Origin of the sequence: Acidithiobacillus thiooxidans ATCC 19377 (genome assembly GCF_009662475.1) — a bacterium.
GTDB classification, from domain to species: Bacteria; Pseudomonadota; Gammaproteobacteria; order Acidithiobacillales; family Acidithiobacillaceae; genus Acidithiobacillus; species Acidithiobacillus thiooxidans.
In genome coordinates, this window is the sequence record NZ_CP045571.1 from 1,023,987 (window position 1) to 1,043,164 (window position 19,178).

The window sequence follows — 19,178 nt, forward strand, 5'->3', positions numbered from 1 at the left end:
TCATGCATATATATGTCAACCGTAGTGGATTCTCAAAACAAGGTTCCTCGTCATTTCAAGTGGGTAGCCTGAGATCCAGCTTACCCAAGATCAGGTAGGCCATATTGATAAAGTTCTTGTGGGTACGGTAACCCCGAGCTTTCGCCTTGGCGGATTGAATGAGGCTGTTAAAACCTTCCAGAATTCCATTGGTGATCTGGCTCTCAAACCAGTGGAGCACACCATCCCAATGATTCATGATGGTGTAGGCAACCTTGACGATAGGCGGCAGATCGCTGGTCTTGGCGTTTTCCAACCAGGCTTTCAAGAGGGTAGCACCCTGATGGCGATTCTTGATCGTGAAGATGTCCTGAAAGGTCAGGCGGAATTGGTAGGCCTGCGCCGTCTTGAGGTTCTGGTCTTTGAGTAATGCCTGCAGCTTTTCTTTCTGCTTCACCTTGAGTTTCCGTTCATTCTTGAGCCAGAGCCAGCGGGTCTTTTTGAGGTCTGGCTGGGTAAATGCTTCGCTCCTGCGTACCGCGTCCACGGCCTCGTTGACGAGCTTCATGAGGTGGAAACGATCAAAGGTCACCTGGGCGTTGGGAAGATGCTCTTTAGCCCCTTTCTGGAAGGCGGGAGACAAGTCCATGCTGACGTCCGTGACAGCTTCTGCGCTGCCCCCATGGGCTTCAAGGTCTGTGGCAAATCGCGCAAAAGTGGAGACGTCCTTACCGGGGGTGGCAAACAGCAGTCGCCTAGCTTCCAGATCTACGAAGAGCGTGATGTAGTCATGGCCGCGCCGACTGCTGGTTTCATCGACGCCGACGGCATGGACATGGGCCATATCCACTCTGGTACGGGCTTCGGGCACATAGTGGTCAATCACCCGCCACAGGAGCGTGTCGGTCTCGCCGATCAGGCGGGCTACTGTCAATACCGGCATCTCCCGCACCAGGGTCATGATCAGCGCTTCAAAGAGCAGGGTGAAACGCGAGCCTTCCCGCGCCCAGGGAACAGGGATCTGATGCACCCCATGTTCCGGGCACATCACACGGGGTACGCGGGCGTGGAGATAGGCTTCATGCTGAAAGAAATCCATGTGCCGCCAAGTATGTTCACGGGTGTCATGTACCGGACACTCCTCACCACAGACGGGGCAAGCAAAGCGACTGCCCTTGGGAAAGTTGATGTGCAGATCCAGGCGCTTCTCCTCCACTTGGAAGGTCACATCGTCCACCAACCACGGCGGTACCAACCCTAACGCGAGAGAAAACAGCTCTTCTGGGACCATCAGCTAACTCCTATTCGGGACACAACTGCTCCGCTGCATTGTAAACCCTACCCACTCGATCTGACGAAGAGCCCAAAACAACTCCAATTTGAGCGTTACCAGGTCATACGCAAAAAGCTTGATGCTTGCTACGTCGCTCATTATCTGAGGAAGATAAAGATGATTTATTGCATATTAATTATTAATTATAGGAAACTATCTTAATGATTAAAAAATAAAATATAAATAATAAATAGTATTTAAGGTGACTGGCTCTTGCACATCATCATCTCATACTTTATTGCCATTTTGATCTTATTGCCAGATATCCAATGGTTTTTCATGTCCAGTACGGAATTTGACTTCATGGCACTCAGTCTCTGGCTATTGGGTGGAATTTTATATATCTGGGTTATCGTGCTGATATTTTAACGAATGATTTTTTGGGTTTTTTACCCGAATATCTTCTTTCTTCCTGCTGGAAGAATGTGGACGCCATGGCTATTTCCACTCTGGCAGGAGGGAGTTGGTGGATTCTGTTACTGTTCATCTTGGGGTTCTGGCGCTATGTCCTAAGAAGGTTTCACCTCCGTTATACTGACCCGCGCTGCTTTCGTGATGATAGAGCAGTTTTAACCCTGACGATTTGCGGGGTCAATATTGATCGCAGATCGGGGTTCTGATACCTTCGCAACTTGTGAGTGCAATAGTGGTGTTGCACTTTTCGTCTGTTCTCGTCCTTGCGTGGACAATTTCAGGTTTTCTATGGCGACAACAATCGGTCCCCTCGCAGTGGTAGCTGGTGAACCCCGTCAGGCCCGGAAGGGAGCAGCGGCAGCCGGCGATCCAGGTGCCGGGGTGCGGCTGATTCGCGTCGCCTCCCAATTTAGTGTTTTTCCATGACGGGATATTTAGCCCTTGCCCGACGTTGGCGGCCCCAGCATTTTGAAGATTTTGTTGGGCAGGAGGCCGTTGTAGCCGCCTTACGTCATGCCCTGGACTCCGGCCGAATCCACCATGCGTTTTTGTTTACGGGAACGCGAGGCGTAGGTAAAACCACTTTGGCAAGGCTGCTTGCCAAATGTTTGAACTGCGAAAAAGGTATCAGCAGCCAACCCTGCGGAACCTGCAGCGCCTGTCTGAGTATCAGCGCCGGAAATTTTGTCGACTTGCTGGAAGTGGATGCTGCCAGCCGCACGCGCGTGGATGAAACCCGTGAACTGCTTGATAACGTCCAATATGCGCCGGTGGCCGGGCGCTATAAAATCTACCTCATCGATGAAGTGCACATGCTGTCCACTCATAGTTTCAATGCACTCCTGAAAACCCTTGAAGAGCCGCCTGAACATGTCAAGTTTTTGCTGGCAACTACTGATCCTCAGAAGCTTCCCGTCACCGTTTTATCCCGCTGTTTGCAGTTCAACTTACGCAGGCTGGAAATCGGCCAGATTCAGGGGCGCCTGCAGCAGATCATGCTGGCAGAGAAAATTTCCGCAGAAGATGCCGCACTGCACATATTGTCCAAAGCTGCCGATGGCAGTTTACGCGATGCCCTCAGCCTTTTGGATCAGGCTATTGTCCATGGTGGTGGCGAAGTGCGCCGTGAGGGTGTGCTTGGCATGCTGGGACGCAGTGGCGACGATACTGTTATGCTGATGATTGCAGCGCTGATTGCCCAAGATGCGGAACGGGTATTTGCGCTGGTCAACGAACACCTGGCGCGGGGTCTGGATGCTGCCGGGCTACTGGACCTGATTATCGAGGGGACGCATCGATTGAGTCTTGCTCAGTTTGTGCCGGGCGTTGCAGAGGGTGATGATGCGGAACTGATCAGTCAGTTACGAAACAAAATCAATCCACTGGTTTTACAGTCCTGGTATGCCCTGTTGCTGTCAGCGCGCCGGGATTTTCAGCTCTATCCAGATCAACGCATGGCACTGGAAATGGCATTTTTGCGGGTGCTCAGTTTCTCTACGGGGAATATTCCACCATCGGCGCTGTCGCCCGAACCGGGGAAAAAGCCCAGTTCAATCTCTCAAACCTCTACAGAGACTGCGATCACAACCGTTGAAACTGTTCAACCCGTCCTGCCAGAACTGATTCCAGAATCACGCACATTTGCGGATGTGGTCCGCGAGCCCGCTCCTGAAATTCTCAGAGAAAATGTATTCATACCGCCGCAAGCGGTCCATATGAGTCTTTCCTGGCAGGAACTGATTGCCACATTATCACTTTCACCGCTGCTGCAGGAACAGCTGCGTCACGGTCAAGCCCTGCAGTGTGATGCGCAAAAGGTGGATCTGCTCGTAGAGCCTCGCTACCTGCCCTTTATTATCAAGGAAAAAGCGCGAATTCTGAAAGCGCTCAGTGACCACTTTGGTCAGACGCCGCAACTCGTCATCAGTGAATTGACCGAGGCAAGCGGCGTACGCAGTGTAAATGCTGAAGCAGAATCTCAGGCCTCCGCGCGACAGGAAGAAGCACAGGTCAGGGTGGCCAATGATCCTCTGATCAAACAATTTACGGAAATACTGGGTACTCAGGTAGAATCCATTACCTTGATGACTTTAACGAATCAACAGGGAGGTAGTCGATGATGAAAGGTGGTTTGGGAAATATCATGAAACAGGCGCAGCAACTCCAGGATCGCCTGCAAAAAACCCAGGAAGAACTGGCCCATATTGAAGTCCAGGGACATGCCGGCGGTAATCTGGTAGAGGTCACCATGACCTGTCGCCATGATGTGCGCAAAGTGCGAATTGATCCCTCGTTGCTGGCGGATAATGATCAGGAAATGCTGGAAGACTTGGTAGCTGCGGCCATTAACGATGCGGTACGCAATGCTGAAAAGGTCAGTGCTGAACGGATGTCGGAAGTCACGGGTGGAATGAATATTCCAGGCATGAACCTGCCTTTCTGATATGGCTGATGTTCCGAGTATGGAGGCTCTGGAGGCGCTGTTAAGGCGCCTTCCCGGTATTGGACCGCGTTCTGCGCAGCGCATCTGCTACGATCTGCTGGTGCGTAAACGCAATCTTCTTCCCCAATTGGCCACCGCGCTGGAACGCGCGCATGCTGCAGTGCGTTTTTGCGAACGCTGCAATAATCTTAGCGAAGCCCCTTTGTGCGCTGTCTGTAAGGGTTTGCACCGGGATCATTCGCTGTTGTGCATTGTGGAATCACCCGCAGATTTGCGCGCCATTGAAGATACAGGCATGTTCAGCGGCGACTATTTTGTGCTGATGGGCCATTTGTCACCTCTGGATGGAGTCGGTCCGGAAGCCCTGCATCTGGATCGTCTCAGTGAGCGTTTGGCAGAAGCGGATCTGCAGGAGGTGATATTTGCCACCAACCCCACTCTGGAAGGTGAAGCCACTGCCCAGTTTCTGGCAGATCTGGTGCCTGCAGGCATTACCATCAGTCGTATTGCCCACGGCGTTCCGGTGGGCGGTGAACTGGAATATGTAGATCGCGGCACACTCGGACGGGCGCTGCATGGACGCCGCCTGCTGGATGAATAGTTAAAACAAAACATTAGAGAGAGGAAGAAGTCGTATGCTGGCTACGGGTGTGACGCCTCCGGGCGGTAATGTATTCTTTTTGTTGATGGGCGCCATTCTGGTTTTTGCCATGCATGCCGGCTTTGCCTTTCTGGAGCTGGGGACCGTGCGCCGGCGCAGTCAGGTCAATGCTTTGGTCAAAATCCTCAGTGACTTTGGCATTTCGACCATTGTGTATTTTTTTATCGGTTATCATATTGCTTACGGCATCAGTTTTTTCGGAAACGTGCAAACCCTGACTGCCGGCGATCATGGTTTTGAAATGGTGCGTTTTTTCTTTCTGCTGACCTTTGCGGCAGCCGTACCCGCCATCATTTCCGGAGGCATTGCCGAGCGCGCCCGTTTTTATCCGCAATTGCTGGCTACGGCTTTTCTGGTGGGCCTGGTGTATCCCTTTTATGAAGGCATCGTCTGGGATAACAATTACGGCATTCAGGCCTGGTTTACGCAGACATTTGGTGCGCCTTTTCATGATTTCGCCGGTTCGGTAGTGGTCCATGCCATGGGTGGCTGGATGGCCCTGATGGCCGTCTGGTTATTGGGACCGCGCCGGGGGCGCTATGGTAAGGATGGTACGGTGCATGCCATGCCGCCTTCCAATATTCCTTTTCTGGCCTTGGGCTCCTGGATTCTGATCATCGGCTGGTTTGGATTTAATGTGATGAGCGCCCAGCAGTTGGCTCAGGTTCAGGGTCTGGTGGCCCTGAATTCTCTCATGGCCCTGGTGGGTGGCATGCTCGCCGCTCTGGCCGTTGGCAAGGGCGATCCGGGTTTTGTGCATAACGGAGCATTGGCAGGGCTGGTGGCTATTTGTGCCGGATCGGATGTGGTCCAGCCCATCGGGGCTCTGGCCATTGGTGCCATAGCCGGGATTATTTTTGTGTATTTATTTACCTTTGTACAACATCGCCTGCGCCTGGACGATGTGCTCGGGGTCTGGCCTTTGCATGGCGTTTGCGGTGTCTGGGGTGGTCTGGCCGTGGGAATTTTCGGCCTGAAAATGCTGGGCGGTGCTGGGGGAGTCAGTTTCTGGTCGCAACTGCTGGGCACCAGTTTGGGGGTTTTGATTGCGCTGCTGGGTAGCGGAGTGGTGTACGGCACCATCAAGGCCTTCATTGGGATTCGCCTGGATGCCGAGGCGGAATATGCCGGTCCCGATTTGAGTATTCACCATGTCAGCGCGTATCCTGAGGAGGATATTGAGAGGGCCTGAACGTGGATGATGACTTTGTTGCATTGACTTGGGAGCGTCTGCCAAAAATACCGAAAAGGTCTCCTGATGCACATAAAGGTCGTTTTGGACATGTTTTTGTACTGGGCGGCGCGCCAGGAATGGGCGGAGCACTGGCTTTGGCTGCTGCGGCTGCCTACCGGATTGGGGCAGGGTTGGTGACCGCCGTGGGTCATCCTTCCGCAGTTCCTTATCTGACTTCCGCGCTTCCGGAAGCGACCTGGTGGGACTGGCCCCCAAGTTTCTCTGCCTTACCGGACAATGCGGTACTCGCCGTGGGACCCGGTCTGGGGCAGGGGCTGGCAGCGCATGATATGCTGTCCGAGGTCGGGAGTTTGCCCATTCCCCAGGTCTGGGATGCGGATGCCCTCAATATTCTTGCGCGTTTTGGTGCGCCATTGCTCAGTGCTAAGGCTGTTCGGCTGTTTACCCCGCATCCAGGGGAAGCGGCCCGTCTGCTGGCAATGCCGCTTCCTGACGTTCAGCTGGACCGGATAGGGGTAATACATGCGCTGCAATCCCGCTATGGCGGGCATTGGGTTTTGAAGGGGCAGCACAGTCTTATGTTGGGTGAAACAGCGCGCTGTTATTGCCCTTGGGGAAATCCGGGAATGGCCACTGGCGGCAGCGGCGATGTGCTCACTGGAGTGTTGGCAGGATTACTGGCCCAGGGTTTATCGGCCGATGATGCCTTGATTCTGGGGGTTGCCATTCATGCCCTCGCCGGCGATCGTGCGGCCCGACGGTTGGGAGAAGAAAGCCTGTTGGCCAGCAATATTCTCGAAGAACTACCTTTTGTCATACAGGAGTTGAATGCCATCCATGTCTGAAACCGAAATGCTGAAAGCCTGGGATCGCCGTTATTTTTGGCATCCCTTCACCCAGATGCAATGTTATGGTGACGATGATCCCTGGATTATCGAGAGGGCGGAAGGCCATTATTTGTATGATGTGGATGGCGCGCGTTGTCTGGATGCGGTCGCGAGCCTTTGGTGTAATGTGCATGGTCATCGCCATCCGCGCCTTGATGCTGCCCTTCTGGAGCAGTTGGGAAAGGTCGCGCATACGACAGCCCTGGGCGCCAGCAATCCACCGGCTATCCGTCTCGCCAAAAAGCTGGTTGAGTGCACTCCAGAATCTCTGCAACATTGTTTTTTCAGTGAAGATGGTTCTGAGGCGGTAGAAGTGGCTATTAAAATGGCTGCGCAGTACTGGGCCAACATAGGACGTCCGCAAAAGCATCTTTTTTTGACCCTCGATAACGCTTATCACGGCGATACGGTGGGAGCTGTTTCGGTGGGTGGATTTCCGCTTTTTCACGAAGTGTATGGTCATTTGCTGTTCCCGACGCGCAGGTTGCCCAGCCCTTATGTGCTGCAATGGGAACAATGCCAGGGGGATGCCGCGCAGGCAGCCAAGCTCTGGCTGAATACTCTGGAAGTCGTTTTACTGGCAGAAAAAGACCATATAGCCGCTTTGATTCTGGAAGGCGGCGTGCAGGGTGCAGCCGGTATATTGCCTTTTCCACCCGGGGTCTTGTCGGGCGCACAAAAGCTCTGTAATACCCATGAGGTCCTGCTTGTTGTTGACGAAGTGGCCACTGGCTTTGGTCGCAGCGGCCAATTGTTCTCCTGCCAAAAAGAACAGGTCGAACCTGACTTGCTGGCGCTCGGCAAAGGACTGAGTGGCGGTTATTTACCCATTGCCGCAACGCTGACTTCAGAAGCAATCTATCAGGCTTTTCTGGCCCCCTTTGGCGAAGCCAAACAGTTTTATTACGGACATACCTTTACGGCCAACCCTTTGGCCGCTGCGGTGGCTCTGGAAAATCTGAGCATTTTTGCCGAAGGCTATTTGTTGTCCGAAATCCCCAATAAAATCGAAAAACTGCGCGCAGGTCTGGAAGTATTTCACCATCAACCCTGGGCAGGTGAGCCCCGGCAATTTGGCTTGATGGCGGCCATTCCCTTGCGTGACCCGGCTACCGGAGCGGCTTACCCTTATGGCGAACGTGTCGAATACATGGTCTGCAAACGTGCCCGGGAAATGGGTGTGTATAGCCGACCCCTTGGTGATCTGCTCACCATTGTGCCCCCTCTGTCGGTGACAGAGCAGGAAATAGACACTATTCTCCACACATTATTTGACGCCATGGCGGAAGGAAGAACCCAATGACAACGGCCCAGGAAATCATGACCCGTGCGCCCAGCACGGTGCAGGAAGATGATTCGGTCAAGAATGTCGGCAAAATCTTGCTGCAGACGGGGCACCACAGTATTCCCGTAGTCAGTGCCTCCGGGCATCTGATCGGCATGATCGGTGAGCGCGACCTGATTGATGCCAATCGCGAGGTGCATTTGCCCACTATGTTGACCATTCTCGATGGATTGATTCCGTTGGGTGGCATGCATGAATATGAAGAAGAGTTACGTAAAGTCACGGCTGTTACTGCAGGCCAGTTGGCCACTACCAAGGTCGTGACCGCAGGACCCGACGAAAACACCGATGCGGTCGCCGAAAAACTCTTGCGTAAGGAAGTGCATGCCTTGCCTGTTGTGGATACAGATGGAAAGCTGTTGGGTATTATCACCCGTTCCGATATTCTCCAGCATTTGTTAAAACCCTGAGTTTGCGGATGGATTGGGACTTTCCCAGTGCCGATATTTGCCAGTCCTGGGGGGCGGCCCTGGCGCAAACATTGCGAGCACCGGCAGTCATTTATCTGGAAGGCGACCTGGGAGTCGGTAAAACAACGCTTGCCCAGGGTATTTTGCGGGCACTGGGCGTCACCCAATCCATCAAAAGTCCCACCTATACTTTGCTCGAAACCTATGAAACAAAATCCGGACTGGCACATCATCTGGATTTGTATCGTTTGAATGATCCCGAAGAGCTGGAATTTATCGGTATACGTGATTATCTGGCGACACCTGCCCTATGGCTGATTGAATGGCCGGAAAGAGGCAAGGGGCATTTGCCGGGCGCTGATCTCAAACTGCATTTGCATATTCAAGCTGATGCCCGGCATCATTTGTCCGCAACGGCGCAGCATGTGCGCGCCGAAGCCTGGGTGCAGGCTTTACCGGTTGATCTGGCGAGTATTACATGAACAAGTCAGTGACCAGCCCGCCACGCGTGCGCCGCCTGGACGCCACCCTCGCCAATCAGATTGCAGCGGGGGAGGTGGTGGAAAGGCCCGCCTCGATCCTTAAGGAACTGCTGGAAAATAGTCTGGATGCACAGGCTACCCGGATTACCATTCAATTACAGGGTGGTGGTATGGATTTGCTGAGTGTGGAAGACAATGGCACCGGCATATTACCCGAAGATCTGCCGCTGGCACTGGAGCGTCATGCCACCAGTAAGGTGGCAAGCTGGGAAGATTTGCAGGCTATCCAGACCATGGGCTTTCGTGGTGAAGCACTGCCCGCTATTGCCTCGGTGGCGCGGATCGAAATTCTGAGCAGAACGCACGACGCGGGGCAGGGTGCCCGGCTCCAGGTGCATGGTGGTGAGGTCCTGGCCTCGGAACCTGCTGCCCGCGCCCCCGGAACGACGGTGCAGGTTGCCGACCTGTTTTACAATGTCCCGGCGCGCCGCAAATTTCTGCGTTCGGCTGCCGCCGAATTGACGCGCATTCAGAAGGTGCTCCGACAGATAGCTCTGGCCAATTTCCCGGTGGCTTTTCAACTGCTGCAAAATCGTCGCAGCCTGGTGCAGTATCCGGCAGCCACTGATGCTGAAGCCTGTTCTGCCAGAGTCGCAAGCATCCTGGGCGAAGGTTTTTTGGCAAATGCGCTGTACCTCGAGCAAAGTGATCAGGGTATGTCGCTGAGGGGCTGGCTGGGCTTGCCTACCTATAATAGTGCCCGGGGCGACGAACAATACTTTTTCGTCAATGGTCGTCCGGTGCGTGATCCGGTGCTGACCCATGCCTTGCGCGCTGCCTATCAGGATGTATTGTTTCAGGATCGTCACCCGCTGTTTGTTTTATATCTGGATATGCCTGCCGAGCAAGTGGATGTGAATGTGCATCCAGCCAAGGCTGAAGTCCGTTTTCGGGATAGTCGCGCGGTACATGATTTCCTTTTTCATACCCTGCGCCGGATTATTGCCGAGCAGGGTGGGGATAAACCGCAAATTTCCGTTCCGGTACAGCCGGCAATGCGCCCCCTCGGCCTTGCTTTGGATATCCCCGCTGCTGGTGCTGTCCGTCCGCCTTCGGGTCCATCTTCTGCTTATGTACCTTCCTTCCAGCAGGACTTGAGTGGTGTCGCAGAGGCCCGGACAGCCGCTTATTGGGAGCAGATGGTTGCAGCCGGTACGTCGCGTCCGGTAGAAAGTTACCTCGATCACTCTCCGCAGGAACAATCCCTGGCGCCGGAATATCCGCTGGGGCAAGCCGTAGCGCAAATTCATGCCCGCTTTATCGTGGCGCAGAATCAGGAAGGCATGATTCTGGTGGATCAACATGCGGCGCATGAGCGCATCCTTTACGAGAAAATGAAAAAAGACTGTCAACTGGATGATAAACAACAATTTGTTATTCCCGAATACGTGCATGTTACCGCCGCACAAATGACCTGTTTTGAAGAGCAGCAGGAGGCATTGCGAGCTGCTGGTCTGGATATCAGCGTAGCCGGGCCGGGCACATTGGCTATTCATGGTGCTTTGCGTTCCCTGGATGCGCGCAATTTTGCGCAACTGGTCGCGGAACTTCTGGATATGGAAAAACCCTGGGGGCAGGGCGACGTGGAGGGTAATCCGGCATTGGCTGAAATGGCCTGTCGGGCGGCCATCAAGACCAGTCGGCGTCTGAACCTTGATGAAATGAACAGTCTCCTGCGTCAGTTGGAAGCGACGCCACGGTTTGGACAGTGTAATCACGGTCGGCCTACGGTTGTGCAATTTTCTCTGGCGGATCTTGACCGCCTGTTTTTGCGTGGCCGATGATTCCCGCCCTGTTCCTGATGGGGCCTACGGCGAGTGGCAAAACAGCACTGGCCATGCATATTGCCAACCAGCTGCCGGTAGACATTATCAGCGTCGATTCCCTGCTGGTTTATCGTCATTTTGATATTGGCAGCGCCAAGCCGGATTGCTCACTAAGGCAGCAATATCCCCATGCTCTGGTGGATATTCGTGAACCGGATCAACCCTATTCCGCCGGACTTTTTCGGGAAGATGCCCTGGCTTGCATCACCCGGGCACGCGCCCGTGAACGCATCCCCCTGCTGGTGGGGGGCACCGGCCTGTACTTCCGGGCGCTGGAACGTGGTATTGACGATCTGCCTCCTGCCGATCCGCAAATACGGGGAAAACTACTGGAAGAAGCCGCGCAAGAGGGCTGGCCGGCATTACATGAGCGGCTGGCTGCTCTTGATCCGCAAACGGCGGCAGGCATTCAGCCATATGATCAGCAACGTATTCAGCGTGCGCTGGAAATCATTCAGCAAACCGGGGCACCGTTAAGTCAATTGCGGCAGTGGCAGGGCGCTTTCCCCGGACCACTACTGAAAATCCTGTTACGTCCGCCTCGCGCCTGGCTGCATGATCGTATTCAGCAACGACTGGATATGATGCTCCAGGAGGGCTTCCTGGAAGAAGTGGCGGCTTTACAGAAACGTCACTACGCTCCTGATCTTCCAGCCATGCGGGCAGTGGGTTACCGCCAATATTTTGCCCGCCTGAATGGCGAGTTTACAGCGGCAGAAGCTTATGCGGCAGCCCTGGCGGCAACGCGTCAGCTGGCCAAGCGCCAGGACACCTGGTTTAAAAGAGAGCGTGCGAATCTGGTGCTGGATCCGGCAGAAGATCAAGCATGGAAGTCCTTGCCGAACTGGATCAGACAGCAAATGCTGTAATACACTTTCATTTTGCTCTATCGGCTCTGCCGACAATTACCGGTTCCGGGCCACGCTCCAAAATCTTCTACGGGAGAACATGATTGAAATCCTGGCATTTCCTGGGCTGCTTGCTGCCAGCGTTGATGCTGGCTGGCTGTGCACCGCCCATGCCGCATCTGGCAAAACCTACCCCATTGCAGGATTTACAGCTTGGCAGTGACTTGACACAAAAAAAATCGTCTGTAGCTGCTGTTGCGGACTGGTGGCGTCCTTTACTCAATCAGCCAGAGCAAAACATCATGCAACTGGCTCTTGAAAAAAATCCGGACATGCTTGCTGCGAAAGCCAGGATAGCCCTGGCTTTATCTGCCTTGCGCGAAGCGGGAGCGCAGCGCGAACCACAACTCCAGGGCACCGGTCAGATTGGGGTAAGCCGTTGGACCAAAAATCAATTTTATTTGCCACCTTATGCCGGAGAAACCTCCTGGAACAATTCGTTAAAGTTTGATTTTTCTTTTCATCTTGATCTTTGGGGCAAGGAGCAGGAGCAGGTCAAGGAGGCGCGCCTGCGCTTGCAGGCAGCCGAACAGCAACGGCGTGCTGCCAGGTTGATTCTTGAAAATGCCGTGTTGCAACAGCTTCTTGCAATAGATGCCAGTGCTGCCATTCTGCAGCGTTTACAGGCCGAGCAACACATCTTGCAGCGGCTTGAACAAATCGAAAAAGAAAGACAGCAGCATGGCCTCAGTGATTCCTTGCTCAGTCTGGCAAGTGTCGCCCGTCTTGCGGGTTTGGAGCAAGAAATAGCCGCACAAAAAGCCAAGTACGACAGCAATCGTCAGGCCTTGGCAACACTGTGCGGTGTGGGTGTCCAACTCCCCTTGGTGCTGCGTCATTATCAGCCCAATCTGTTGCAGACCCATTGGCAGCAACCCAGCACTGTTCCGGCTGAATGGATTGCCGAGCGGCCGGATATTGTCGCCCAGCGGATGACCATCAAGGCGGCTGCTGCAGCGGTGCATATTGCCCGCGATGCCTATTATCCCGATATCAATCTGGTGGCTTTTGCGGGTGGTTTGGCAGCGGCAGGCGGCTTGTTTACTTTTTTGCATCCGGGGTCCTTACAAGCAGGTGTGGGACCAGCTATCAGTTTGCCATTGTTTACCGGGGGGCGACTGCGGGGCCACTTTGATGCCAGTCAGGCGAAATATCAGCTGGCTCGCGCCGCATATCAAAAAAGCTTGTTACAGGCTTTGCAGCAAGTGGCTTTCAGTCTGAGACAATTGCAGTCTGCCAGTCAGGAGCGGGAAATCTTACAGCGGCGTGCGCAAGCCTTGTCGCGCAGCGCGGCTTTACAACAACAAAGATATCAAGCGGGTCTCAGTAATGCCCTGCCAGTCATGACGGCGCAACTGCCTATCATCGACAATCAGATGCAGCAAATTCGCCTGGATACTTATGCCCGGCAGAATCTGATCAAACTCTATGCCGCTCTGGGGGGTAGGGTGATTCCAAAAACCTGGACGGGACCGCATTCACCATCATGAGTACCCTGAATCTTGCCAGTCGCCAATATTGGCAGAGTTTCTACCAGCACGATCTGCAAACCTGGATTTTCTGGGCCAAGACAGCCGCTGCAGCGCTGATTGGTCTTTGGTTGGCTTATAGATTCCAGCTGGACTCTCCCAGTACGGTCGTAATCACCGTGTTTATTGTGATGCAGTCGCGTAACGGGATGGTTCTGGCCAAGAGTTTTTACCGGGCGATTGGTACTATTGCAGGCAGTATTGTCGCCATGTTGCTGGTAGCGACATTTCCGGATGAACGACTGGGATTCCTTGCCGGCTTGGCCCTCTGGGTGGGATTTTGCACTGCCGGGGCGCGTTATTTCCGTAATTTTCAGGCCTATGCCTTTGTGCTGGCTGGCTATACTGCTGCTCTGGTCGGGCTGCCTGCGGCATTGGATCCTGAACATGCCTTTTATATCGGCGTTGCGCGCCTGAGCGATGTGATGCTTGGGATCATTGTGGCCTCGGTCATGAGTGCCATTGTATTTCCACAACCGCTGGAAGATCTGCTGCAGCAGACGGCACAAACGCGCCTGCAGCATTTTTTGCGCAATACCTTGCGCGTACTGCAGGGAGGGGTGCCGAGGGCTGACTGGATCGCCCTGCATCTTGAAGCGATTCAGGAGATTTTGCAGCTGGATAGTTATCGTTCCGGGGCGTTTTTTGAAAGTAGTCGCGGACGCCGTAAAAATATGCGCGTTCGGCAGATGATTGCCGACATGATGTTTGCTTCGGGTTCGCTGCATTTACTGAATAGTCATATTCGCAGATTGCAACGTGATACGCTCGCACCGGTGCGTATCAAAACTGAAAATTTGATCAATTCGATACGTCTGGATTTTCAGGAGATACAACAACAAATCCAGAATGGCGAAATAATTACCGCAGAAAATCAGTTGCAGAGTCTGCAAAACAGGACCGTGCAGCAATTAGATGAATTACGGATCTCTTTGCTGGATGACCTGAATGCTGATCAACGACTGGCTCTCGATAGCCTGATACTGTTACTCATCCGCTTTCTGGCTGAACTCCGGCGCTATATGGTCAGTTATGGGCAATTGCTTTGTCCCGAGGCAATCAAGGCGGCTCCCCCCTTACCGCTGGCAATTGCCAGAGTACAAGAGAAACATTGGCACGCCTCTTTTGACCGTCCGCCTACAGAAATAGCCCAGCCCTTGAGCGCGGCCTTGCGCAGTATGGTTGTTGTTGCGGTGGTTTCGCTTTTCTGGTTAAAAACGGCGTGGCCTTCTGGTCCCGAAGCCGTCATTATTGCCGTAGTCCTCAGCGCGTTATTTTCCACCTTTCCCAATCCGCTGGCTTCGGTGCGGCAGATGGGGTTTGGTGTACTCACTGCCTTCCTCGCGGCTCTCCTTTTCAGTCTGGAGTTTTTACCGCGAATATCCGGTTTCCCCATGCTGGCTCTTGCACTGTTGCCGTTTTTGTTAATCTCTCCTTGGTTGTTGACGCGTACCCGGTGGTCAGGAACAGCGGCTGGTTTCGGGATATTTTTTCCCCTGTTTGCCATTCCGGGAGAGGGGCAGGAAATATCCTATAGCGCATTGCTGAATAATGGGACCGCACAATTGCTGGCAGTATTTTTAGTAGGAATTGCTTTTTATCTCATTTTTCCGGTAGGTAATAACTGGGAGCGACGGCGACTTCTGCAACGCTTTCGCGAACTTGTCCGGGTTGCGGCGCAGGCTCCACTACCCAACTTGCGTAACCAGTTTGAAGCGGAAAGTCGTGAATATTTGCGTTTATTGGCCGCAGATTTGTCACCTCAGCAGGCCAGTGACCTGAAAATTCTGCGCGAGGTAATGCGTCTTAATGAACTCGCCGAAGGGATCCTGCAGCTGCGTATTTTGCTGCATGCACAAGCAGAAATGGCAGGTGAGCAACCTTTGTCGCGCTACGAAGCGCAATATGTTACTCCCTTACTTGAAGCGTTTCCCAAAAAATATGAGGTACCCATGTCGGCAAATTATGAAAATCGTCTATGCGCGGTCATGGACGCTGCGGCCAATTTACCAGTAGAAACCGTCGATACGGCTTTACACCCTATTTTGCCGCCTGATGCCCTGTTTCGTGTTTATGTTCACGTCATTGCCAGCGTTTCACGACGGTTCTCGGTAGCAAGCGAGGCTGAGCATGCCCGTTGAAATAGTCCTTTTTGGTGCTGTGCTGCCTACGCTTTTGCCTATTTTTGGGCTGAGCGTCATTCTGTATCTGATCGTGGACAAATGGACCGGTTGTTGGGATCTGGATCGCTGGGTATGGCATCCGGCACTGTTTCGTCTGGCCCTGTTCGTGTGCGTTTTTGCACTGTTGGGCCTTGAGGTTTATAAATGATTGCACGCGTATTGCGGGTTTTGGTTACCATTCTGGTCGTGCTCCTTGCTGCCTGGCTGGGTTGGCGACTTTGGCAGGCCTATATGGATCAGCCTTGGACAAGAGATGCGGTGGTACAGGCGCAAATTGCCCAAATCAACGCCGACGTCGGCGGTCGAGTGATTGATCTTTATGTCAAGGATAATCAGAAAGTAGCAGCCGGAACGGTACTTTTCCGCATTGATCCACAGCGCTATCGTCTGGCTCTCGCCAATGCGCGGGCCGCACTGGCGGATGCCAATGCGCAATTGGCGTTGCGGCAGGAGCAGTCGGCACGTCGGGCGCATTTGCCTGACGACGTTGTTTCGGCTGAGGCTCGCTCTGATGCCCTGCTGCAAGTGCGCGTAGCCCGGGCGCAGGCTGACGCTGCAAGTGCGCGCGTCCATCTGGCGCAATATGATCTTGCCCATACCGAGGTGCGGGCTCCGGTGGCGGGTATTATTTCCCATCTGCGTCTGCGCGTAGGGGATTACGCAGCAACCGGTAAGCCGCTTCTGGCCTTGGTGGAGACGGGCAGCTACTGGATTGACGGTTACTTTGAACAAACCCGGCTACAGTGTGTGCATGTAGGAGATCATGCGCATCTGCGCCTGCTGGGATCTGCACATACTTTTCCGGGGTTGGTGGAGAGTATCGCACCAGCTATTACTGATCGCGAAAGCCACACCGGAGCACGTCTCGAGGCAAATGTCCGGGCGAGCTTCAATTGGGTGCGTCTACCTGCCCGCATTCCCGTGCATATCAGGATTTTAAGAAAACCCAAGGATTTCCCGCTGACTGCCGGGATGCTTTGTTCCGTAGTCATTGAACGAAAGCACTCATGACGCCAGGTTTTTACGGGAACTGAACGTCATGGGTAAGCACATCTGGAACAGGACTATCGATTGCCAGTAAACCGGTGTAATGCTAGCCTATGGCGACTTTTAATCTATCCCTATTGAGGAACTTATGGCTGTTGAGCGCACTTTGTCCATTATTAAACCCGATGCCGTCCAGAAAAATGCAGTAGGTGCTATTCTGGGCCGTTTTGAAGCAGCGGGTCTGCGGGTGGTAGCCAGTAAAATGCTGCATCTCAGTCAGGAAGATGCGGGTGGTTTTTATGCGGTGCACAAGGCCCGCCCCTTTTACGGTGAACTCTGTGCTTTCATGAGCAGCGGCCCGGTGCTGGTCAGCGTTCTGGAAGGCGAGGGCGCGATTCTGAAAAACCGTGATCTCATGGGTGCGACCAACCCCAAAGATTCTGCACCTGGAACTATTCGTGCGGATTTCGCTGACAGTATTGATGCTAACGCCGTCCACGGTTCGGACAGTGCCGAAACAGCTGCCTGGGAAATCAGCTATTTCTTTAGTCAACGGGAGATTTTTTCGCGCTAAATGAGTGCCGAGGCTTGTGCTGTGATGCCGGCTCAAAAGCCGCAGCTTCTGGGGCTGGATCGCCAGTCCCTGGAGTTCCTGTTGGCCGGTTGGGGAGAATCGCCTTTTCGGGCCAAGCAAATTCTGCAATGGATTCATGGCCGACAGATCACTGACTTTGCGGAAATGAGCAACATCAGCAAGGCGTTACGTGCGCGGCTGAGCGAAGAAACCCAATATGCGGAGCCGGAAATTCTCGCTGATCAACTGGCTGCTGACGGTACCCGAAAGTGGTTGTTGGGTTTGCCCGACGGCAATGCGATTGAAACGGTTTTTATTCCCGAGGAAGATCGGGGAACTCTCTGTGTCTCCTCGCAGGTAGGCTGTTCGCTGGCTTGCAGCTTCTGTGCGACGGGCGCTCAGGGACTCAACCGTAACCTCGACACCCATGAAATTATTGCCCAGATCAGAACGGCCCGGCAAATACAGGGCTTGGATGCCATTACCAATATTGTCTTTATGGGTATGGGCGAACCGCTGCTGAATTTACGCCAGGTCTTGCCGGCCCTGGATTTGTTGCGCGACGATTTTGCCTATGGTTTTGGGCCCAAGCGCATCACAGTCAGCACCGCTGGTGTGGTTCCGGGTCTTGATCGACTGGGTGCGGAAAGTCCGGTCAATCTGGCAATCAGTTTACATGCCAGCCGGGACGAAGTCCGTGACGTTTTGGTGCCGGTCAATCGTCATTACCCTCTGGCTGAATTGCTCGATGCCTGTCGTCGCTATCCGCTGCTCCCGCGTCGCCGCATTACTTTTGAATATGTCATGCTGGATGGCGTCAATGATAGCGATGCCGATGCCCGGGCTCTGTTGCGCATATTATCGGGTATTCCAGCCATGGTGAACCTCATACCGTTTAACAGCTTTCCGGGTTCTGATTACCAGCGTTCACCGCAAAAACGCATTGATGCCTTTCGGGATATTATTCTGCGCGGCGATGTGATGACCGTCACCCGTCGCCCGCGTGGCGATGACATCGCCGCTGCCTGTGGACAGCTTGCGGGACAGGTGCGCGATGGTCGACGCAGCATTCCTTTGAGGGTTCAAGCATGAAAACAGATGGAATGCGCTTCCATAAAGTAATCTGGATTCCTGGCTTGCTTGTCGTGTCGGCATTGAGTGGTTGTGGGCTATTTGGCAGTAAAAGTTCGCCCATGACTTCGGATCAACAAATGGCCGCCTTTATTGCTCATGAACACAAAACCCGTGCTACTGACCAGGGTCTTCAGGCTCCTGCTGATGATGGTAAAGCCAAAGCGGGTATTTATACTTCACTGGGCACGGCTTATTTGCAGGATGGACACCCCCGGCAAGCCATTCGCGAACTGCAAATGGCCAATCAGGCGGATGACAGCTATGCAGATGCCTACAATGTGATGGGTCTGGCCTATGAGCAGCTAGGACAGAAAACTCTGGCACGCCAGGCTTTTGAACAGGCCCTGTCACTGGACGCCAAAAATCCGGAATACCGCAATAATTATGGTGCGTTTTTGGTGAATACGGGTGACTACCAGCAAGCGATTGTGCAACTCAAGCAAGCTACCGCCGATCCTTTATACAGCACGCCACAATTTGCCTGGACCAATCTGGCCCAGGCCTATGCGGGCCTCAAAGATCCGGTTGCCGCGCGCAATGCGCTGAATCGTGCGCTCTATCTTCTTCCCAACTATCCACCTGCCTTGCAAATACTGGCCGAAATGGACTTTAAAGAAGGTAATGTGCAAGCCGCCTATGGACATTTGCAGGTGGTACTTGCTCAGGAACCAGATAACGCCAGTGCGTTACTGTTGGCCGGACAGATTGCCGCCCGGCAAGGACGCCCGGAACAGGCTGCGGCTCTGTGGCAGCGCTGCGTCAATGCCGCACCATATTCCGATGCGGGAAAAAAAGCGCAGCAATTGTTGCTGCAACATGGTTGATCAA

At 53.7% G+C, this 19,178-nt stretch carries 18 protein-coding genes and 1 other RNA gene; 18 read left to right on the plus strand and 1 reads right to left on the minus strand.

The features are described from left to right. Window positions 1-55: 55 nt before the first annotated feature. A complete protein-coding gene (locus GCD22_RS05355; RefSeq protein WP_065973572.1) occupies window positions 56-1,270 on the minus strand; it encodes an ISL3 family transposase in 1,215 nt (404 codons plus the stop codon). Window positions 1,271-2,025: 755 nt separating this feature from the next. Here GCD22_RS05355 and ffs point away from each other — a divergent pair. From ffs to pilW, 18 genes are all read left to right on the plus strand, one after another. Beyond that, window positions 2,026-2,122: signal recognition particle sRNA small type (ffs, locus tag GCD22_RS05360), an RNA gene on the plus strand. A gap of 26 nt (window positions 2,123-2,148) precedes the next feature. Beyond that, a complete protein-coding gene (gene dnaX, locus GCD22_RS05365) occupies window positions 2,149-3,846 on the plus strand; it encodes a DNA polymerase III subunit gamma/tau (protein WP_010640147.1) in 1,698 nt (565 codons plus the stop codon). Continuing rightward, entirely contained in the window at window positions 3,843-4,169 is a 327-nt protein-coding gene (locus GCD22_RS05370) for a YbaB/EbfC family nucleoid-associated protein (protein WP_010640145.1), read from the plus strand. The genes dnaX and GCD22_RS05370 overlap by 4 nt, the downstream gene beginning before the upstream one ends. Before the next feature lies 1 nt (window position 4,170). Further along, window positions 4,171-4,770, plus strand: coding sequence for a recombination mediator RecR (gene recR / locus GCD22_RS05375; RefSeq protein ID WP_031574935.1), 600 nt, complete (start codon window positions 4,171-4,173; stop codon window positions 4,768-4,770). Window positions 4,771-4,804: 34 nt separating this feature from the next. After that, window positions 4,805-6,022, plus strand: coding sequence for an ammonium transporter (locus tag GCD22_RS05380; protein ID WP_010640142.1), 1,218 nt, complete (start codon window positions 4,805-4,807; stop codon window positions 6,020-6,022). A gap of 2 nt (window positions 6,023-6,024) precedes the next feature. After that, the gene (locus GCD22_RS05385) at window positions 6,025-6,870 is read left to right on the plus strand and encodes an NAD(P)H-hydrate dehydratase (RefSeq protein ID WP_031574937.1); all 846 of its coding nucleotides are present in this window, start codon (window positions 6,025-6,027) and stop codon (window positions 6,868-6,870) included. Next, window positions 6,863-8,215: an adenosylmethionine--8-amino-7-oxononanoate transaminase gene (gene bioA / locus GCD22_RS05390; protein ID WP_031574940.1), complete on the plus strand. Its 1,353-nt coding sequence runs from the start codon at window positions 6,863-6,865 to the stop codon at window positions 8,213-8,215. The genes GCD22_RS05385 and bioA overlap by 8 nt, the downstream gene beginning before the upstream one ends. Next, window positions 8,212-8,667, plus strand: a complete 456-nt coding sequence (locus tag GCD22_RS05395; protein WP_010640137.1) for a CBS domain-containing protein — start codon at window positions 8,212-8,214, stop codon at window positions 8,665-8,667. Before bioA ends, GCD22_RS05395 begins: the two co-directional genes overlap by 4 nt. Window positions 8,668-8,675: 8 nt before the next feature. Continuing rightward, a complete protein-coding gene (gene tsaE, locus GCD22_RS05400; RefSeq protein WP_031574943.1) occupies window positions 8,676-9,149 on the plus strand; it encodes a tRNA (adenosine(37)-N6)-threonylcarbamoyltransferase complex ATPase subunit type 1 TsaE in 474 nt (157 codons plus the stop codon). Then, window positions 9,146-10,993: a DNA mismatch repair endonuclease MutL gene (mutL, locus tag GCD22_RS05405; RefSeq protein WP_051690736.1), complete on the plus strand. Its 1,848-nt coding sequence runs from the start codon at window positions 9,146-9,148 to the stop codon at window positions 10,991-10,993. The genes tsaE and mutL overlap by 4 nt, the downstream gene beginning before the upstream one ends. Continuing rightward, the gene (gene miaA / locus GCD22_RS05410; RefSeq protein WP_035211331.1) at window positions 10,990-11,904 is read left to right on the plus strand and encodes a tRNA (adenosine(37)-N6)-dimethylallyltransferase MiaA; all 915 of its coding nucleotides are present in this window, start codon (window positions 10,990-10,992) and stop codon (window positions 11,902-11,904) included. The genes mutL and miaA overlap by 4 nt, the downstream gene beginning before the upstream one ends. Window positions 11,905-11,987: 83 nt before the next feature. After that, window positions 11,988-13,433 (plus strand): efflux transporter outer membrane subunit, encoded by a 1,446-nt coding sequence (locus GCD22_RS05415; RefSeq protein ID WP_031574955.1) that lies wholly within the window; start codon window positions 11,988-11,990, stop codon window positions 13,431-13,433. Further along, entirely contained in the window at window positions 13,430-15,613 is a 2,184-nt protein-coding gene (locus tag GCD22_RS05420) for an FUSC family protein (RefSeq protein ID WP_031574958.1), read from the plus strand. The genes GCD22_RS05415 and GCD22_RS05420 overlap by 4 nt, the downstream gene beginning before the upstream one ends. Further along, window positions 15,603-15,803: a DUF1656 domain-containing protein gene (locus GCD22_RS05425; RefSeq protein ID WP_031574962.1), complete on the plus strand. Its 201-nt coding sequence runs from the start codon at window positions 15,603-15,605 to the stop codon at window positions 15,801-15,803. The genes GCD22_RS05420 and GCD22_RS05425 overlap by 11 nt, the downstream gene beginning before the upstream one ends. After that, window positions 15,800-16,666, plus strand: a complete 867-nt coding sequence (locus GCD22_RS05430; RefSeq protein ID WP_031574963.1) for an efflux RND transporter periplasmic adaptor subunit — start codon at window positions 15,800-15,802, stop codon at window positions 16,664-16,666. Before GCD22_RS05425 ends, GCD22_RS05430 begins: the two co-directional genes overlap by 4 nt. Window positions 16,667-16,790: 124 nt before the next feature. After that, window positions 16,791-17,216, plus strand: a complete 426-nt coding sequence (gene ndk, locus GCD22_RS05435) for a nucleoside-diphosphate kinase (protein ID WP_031574965.1) — start codon at window positions 16,791-16,793, stop codon at window positions 17,214-17,216. Beyond that, window positions 17,217-18,308, plus strand: coding sequence for a dual-specificity RNA methyltransferase RlmN (gene rlmN / locus GCD22_RS05440; RefSeq protein WP_031574967.1), 1,092 nt, complete (start codon window positions 17,217-17,219; stop codon window positions 18,306-18,308). Continuing rightward, window positions 18,305-19,174, plus strand: coding sequence for a type IV pilus biogenesis/stability protein PilW (gene pilW, locus GCD22_RS05445; RefSeq protein WP_010640106.1), 870 nt, complete (start codon window positions 18,305-18,307; stop codon window positions 19,172-19,174). Before rlmN ends, pilW begins: the two co-directional genes overlap by 4 nt. Window positions 19,175-19,178 lie beyond the last annotated feature (4 nt).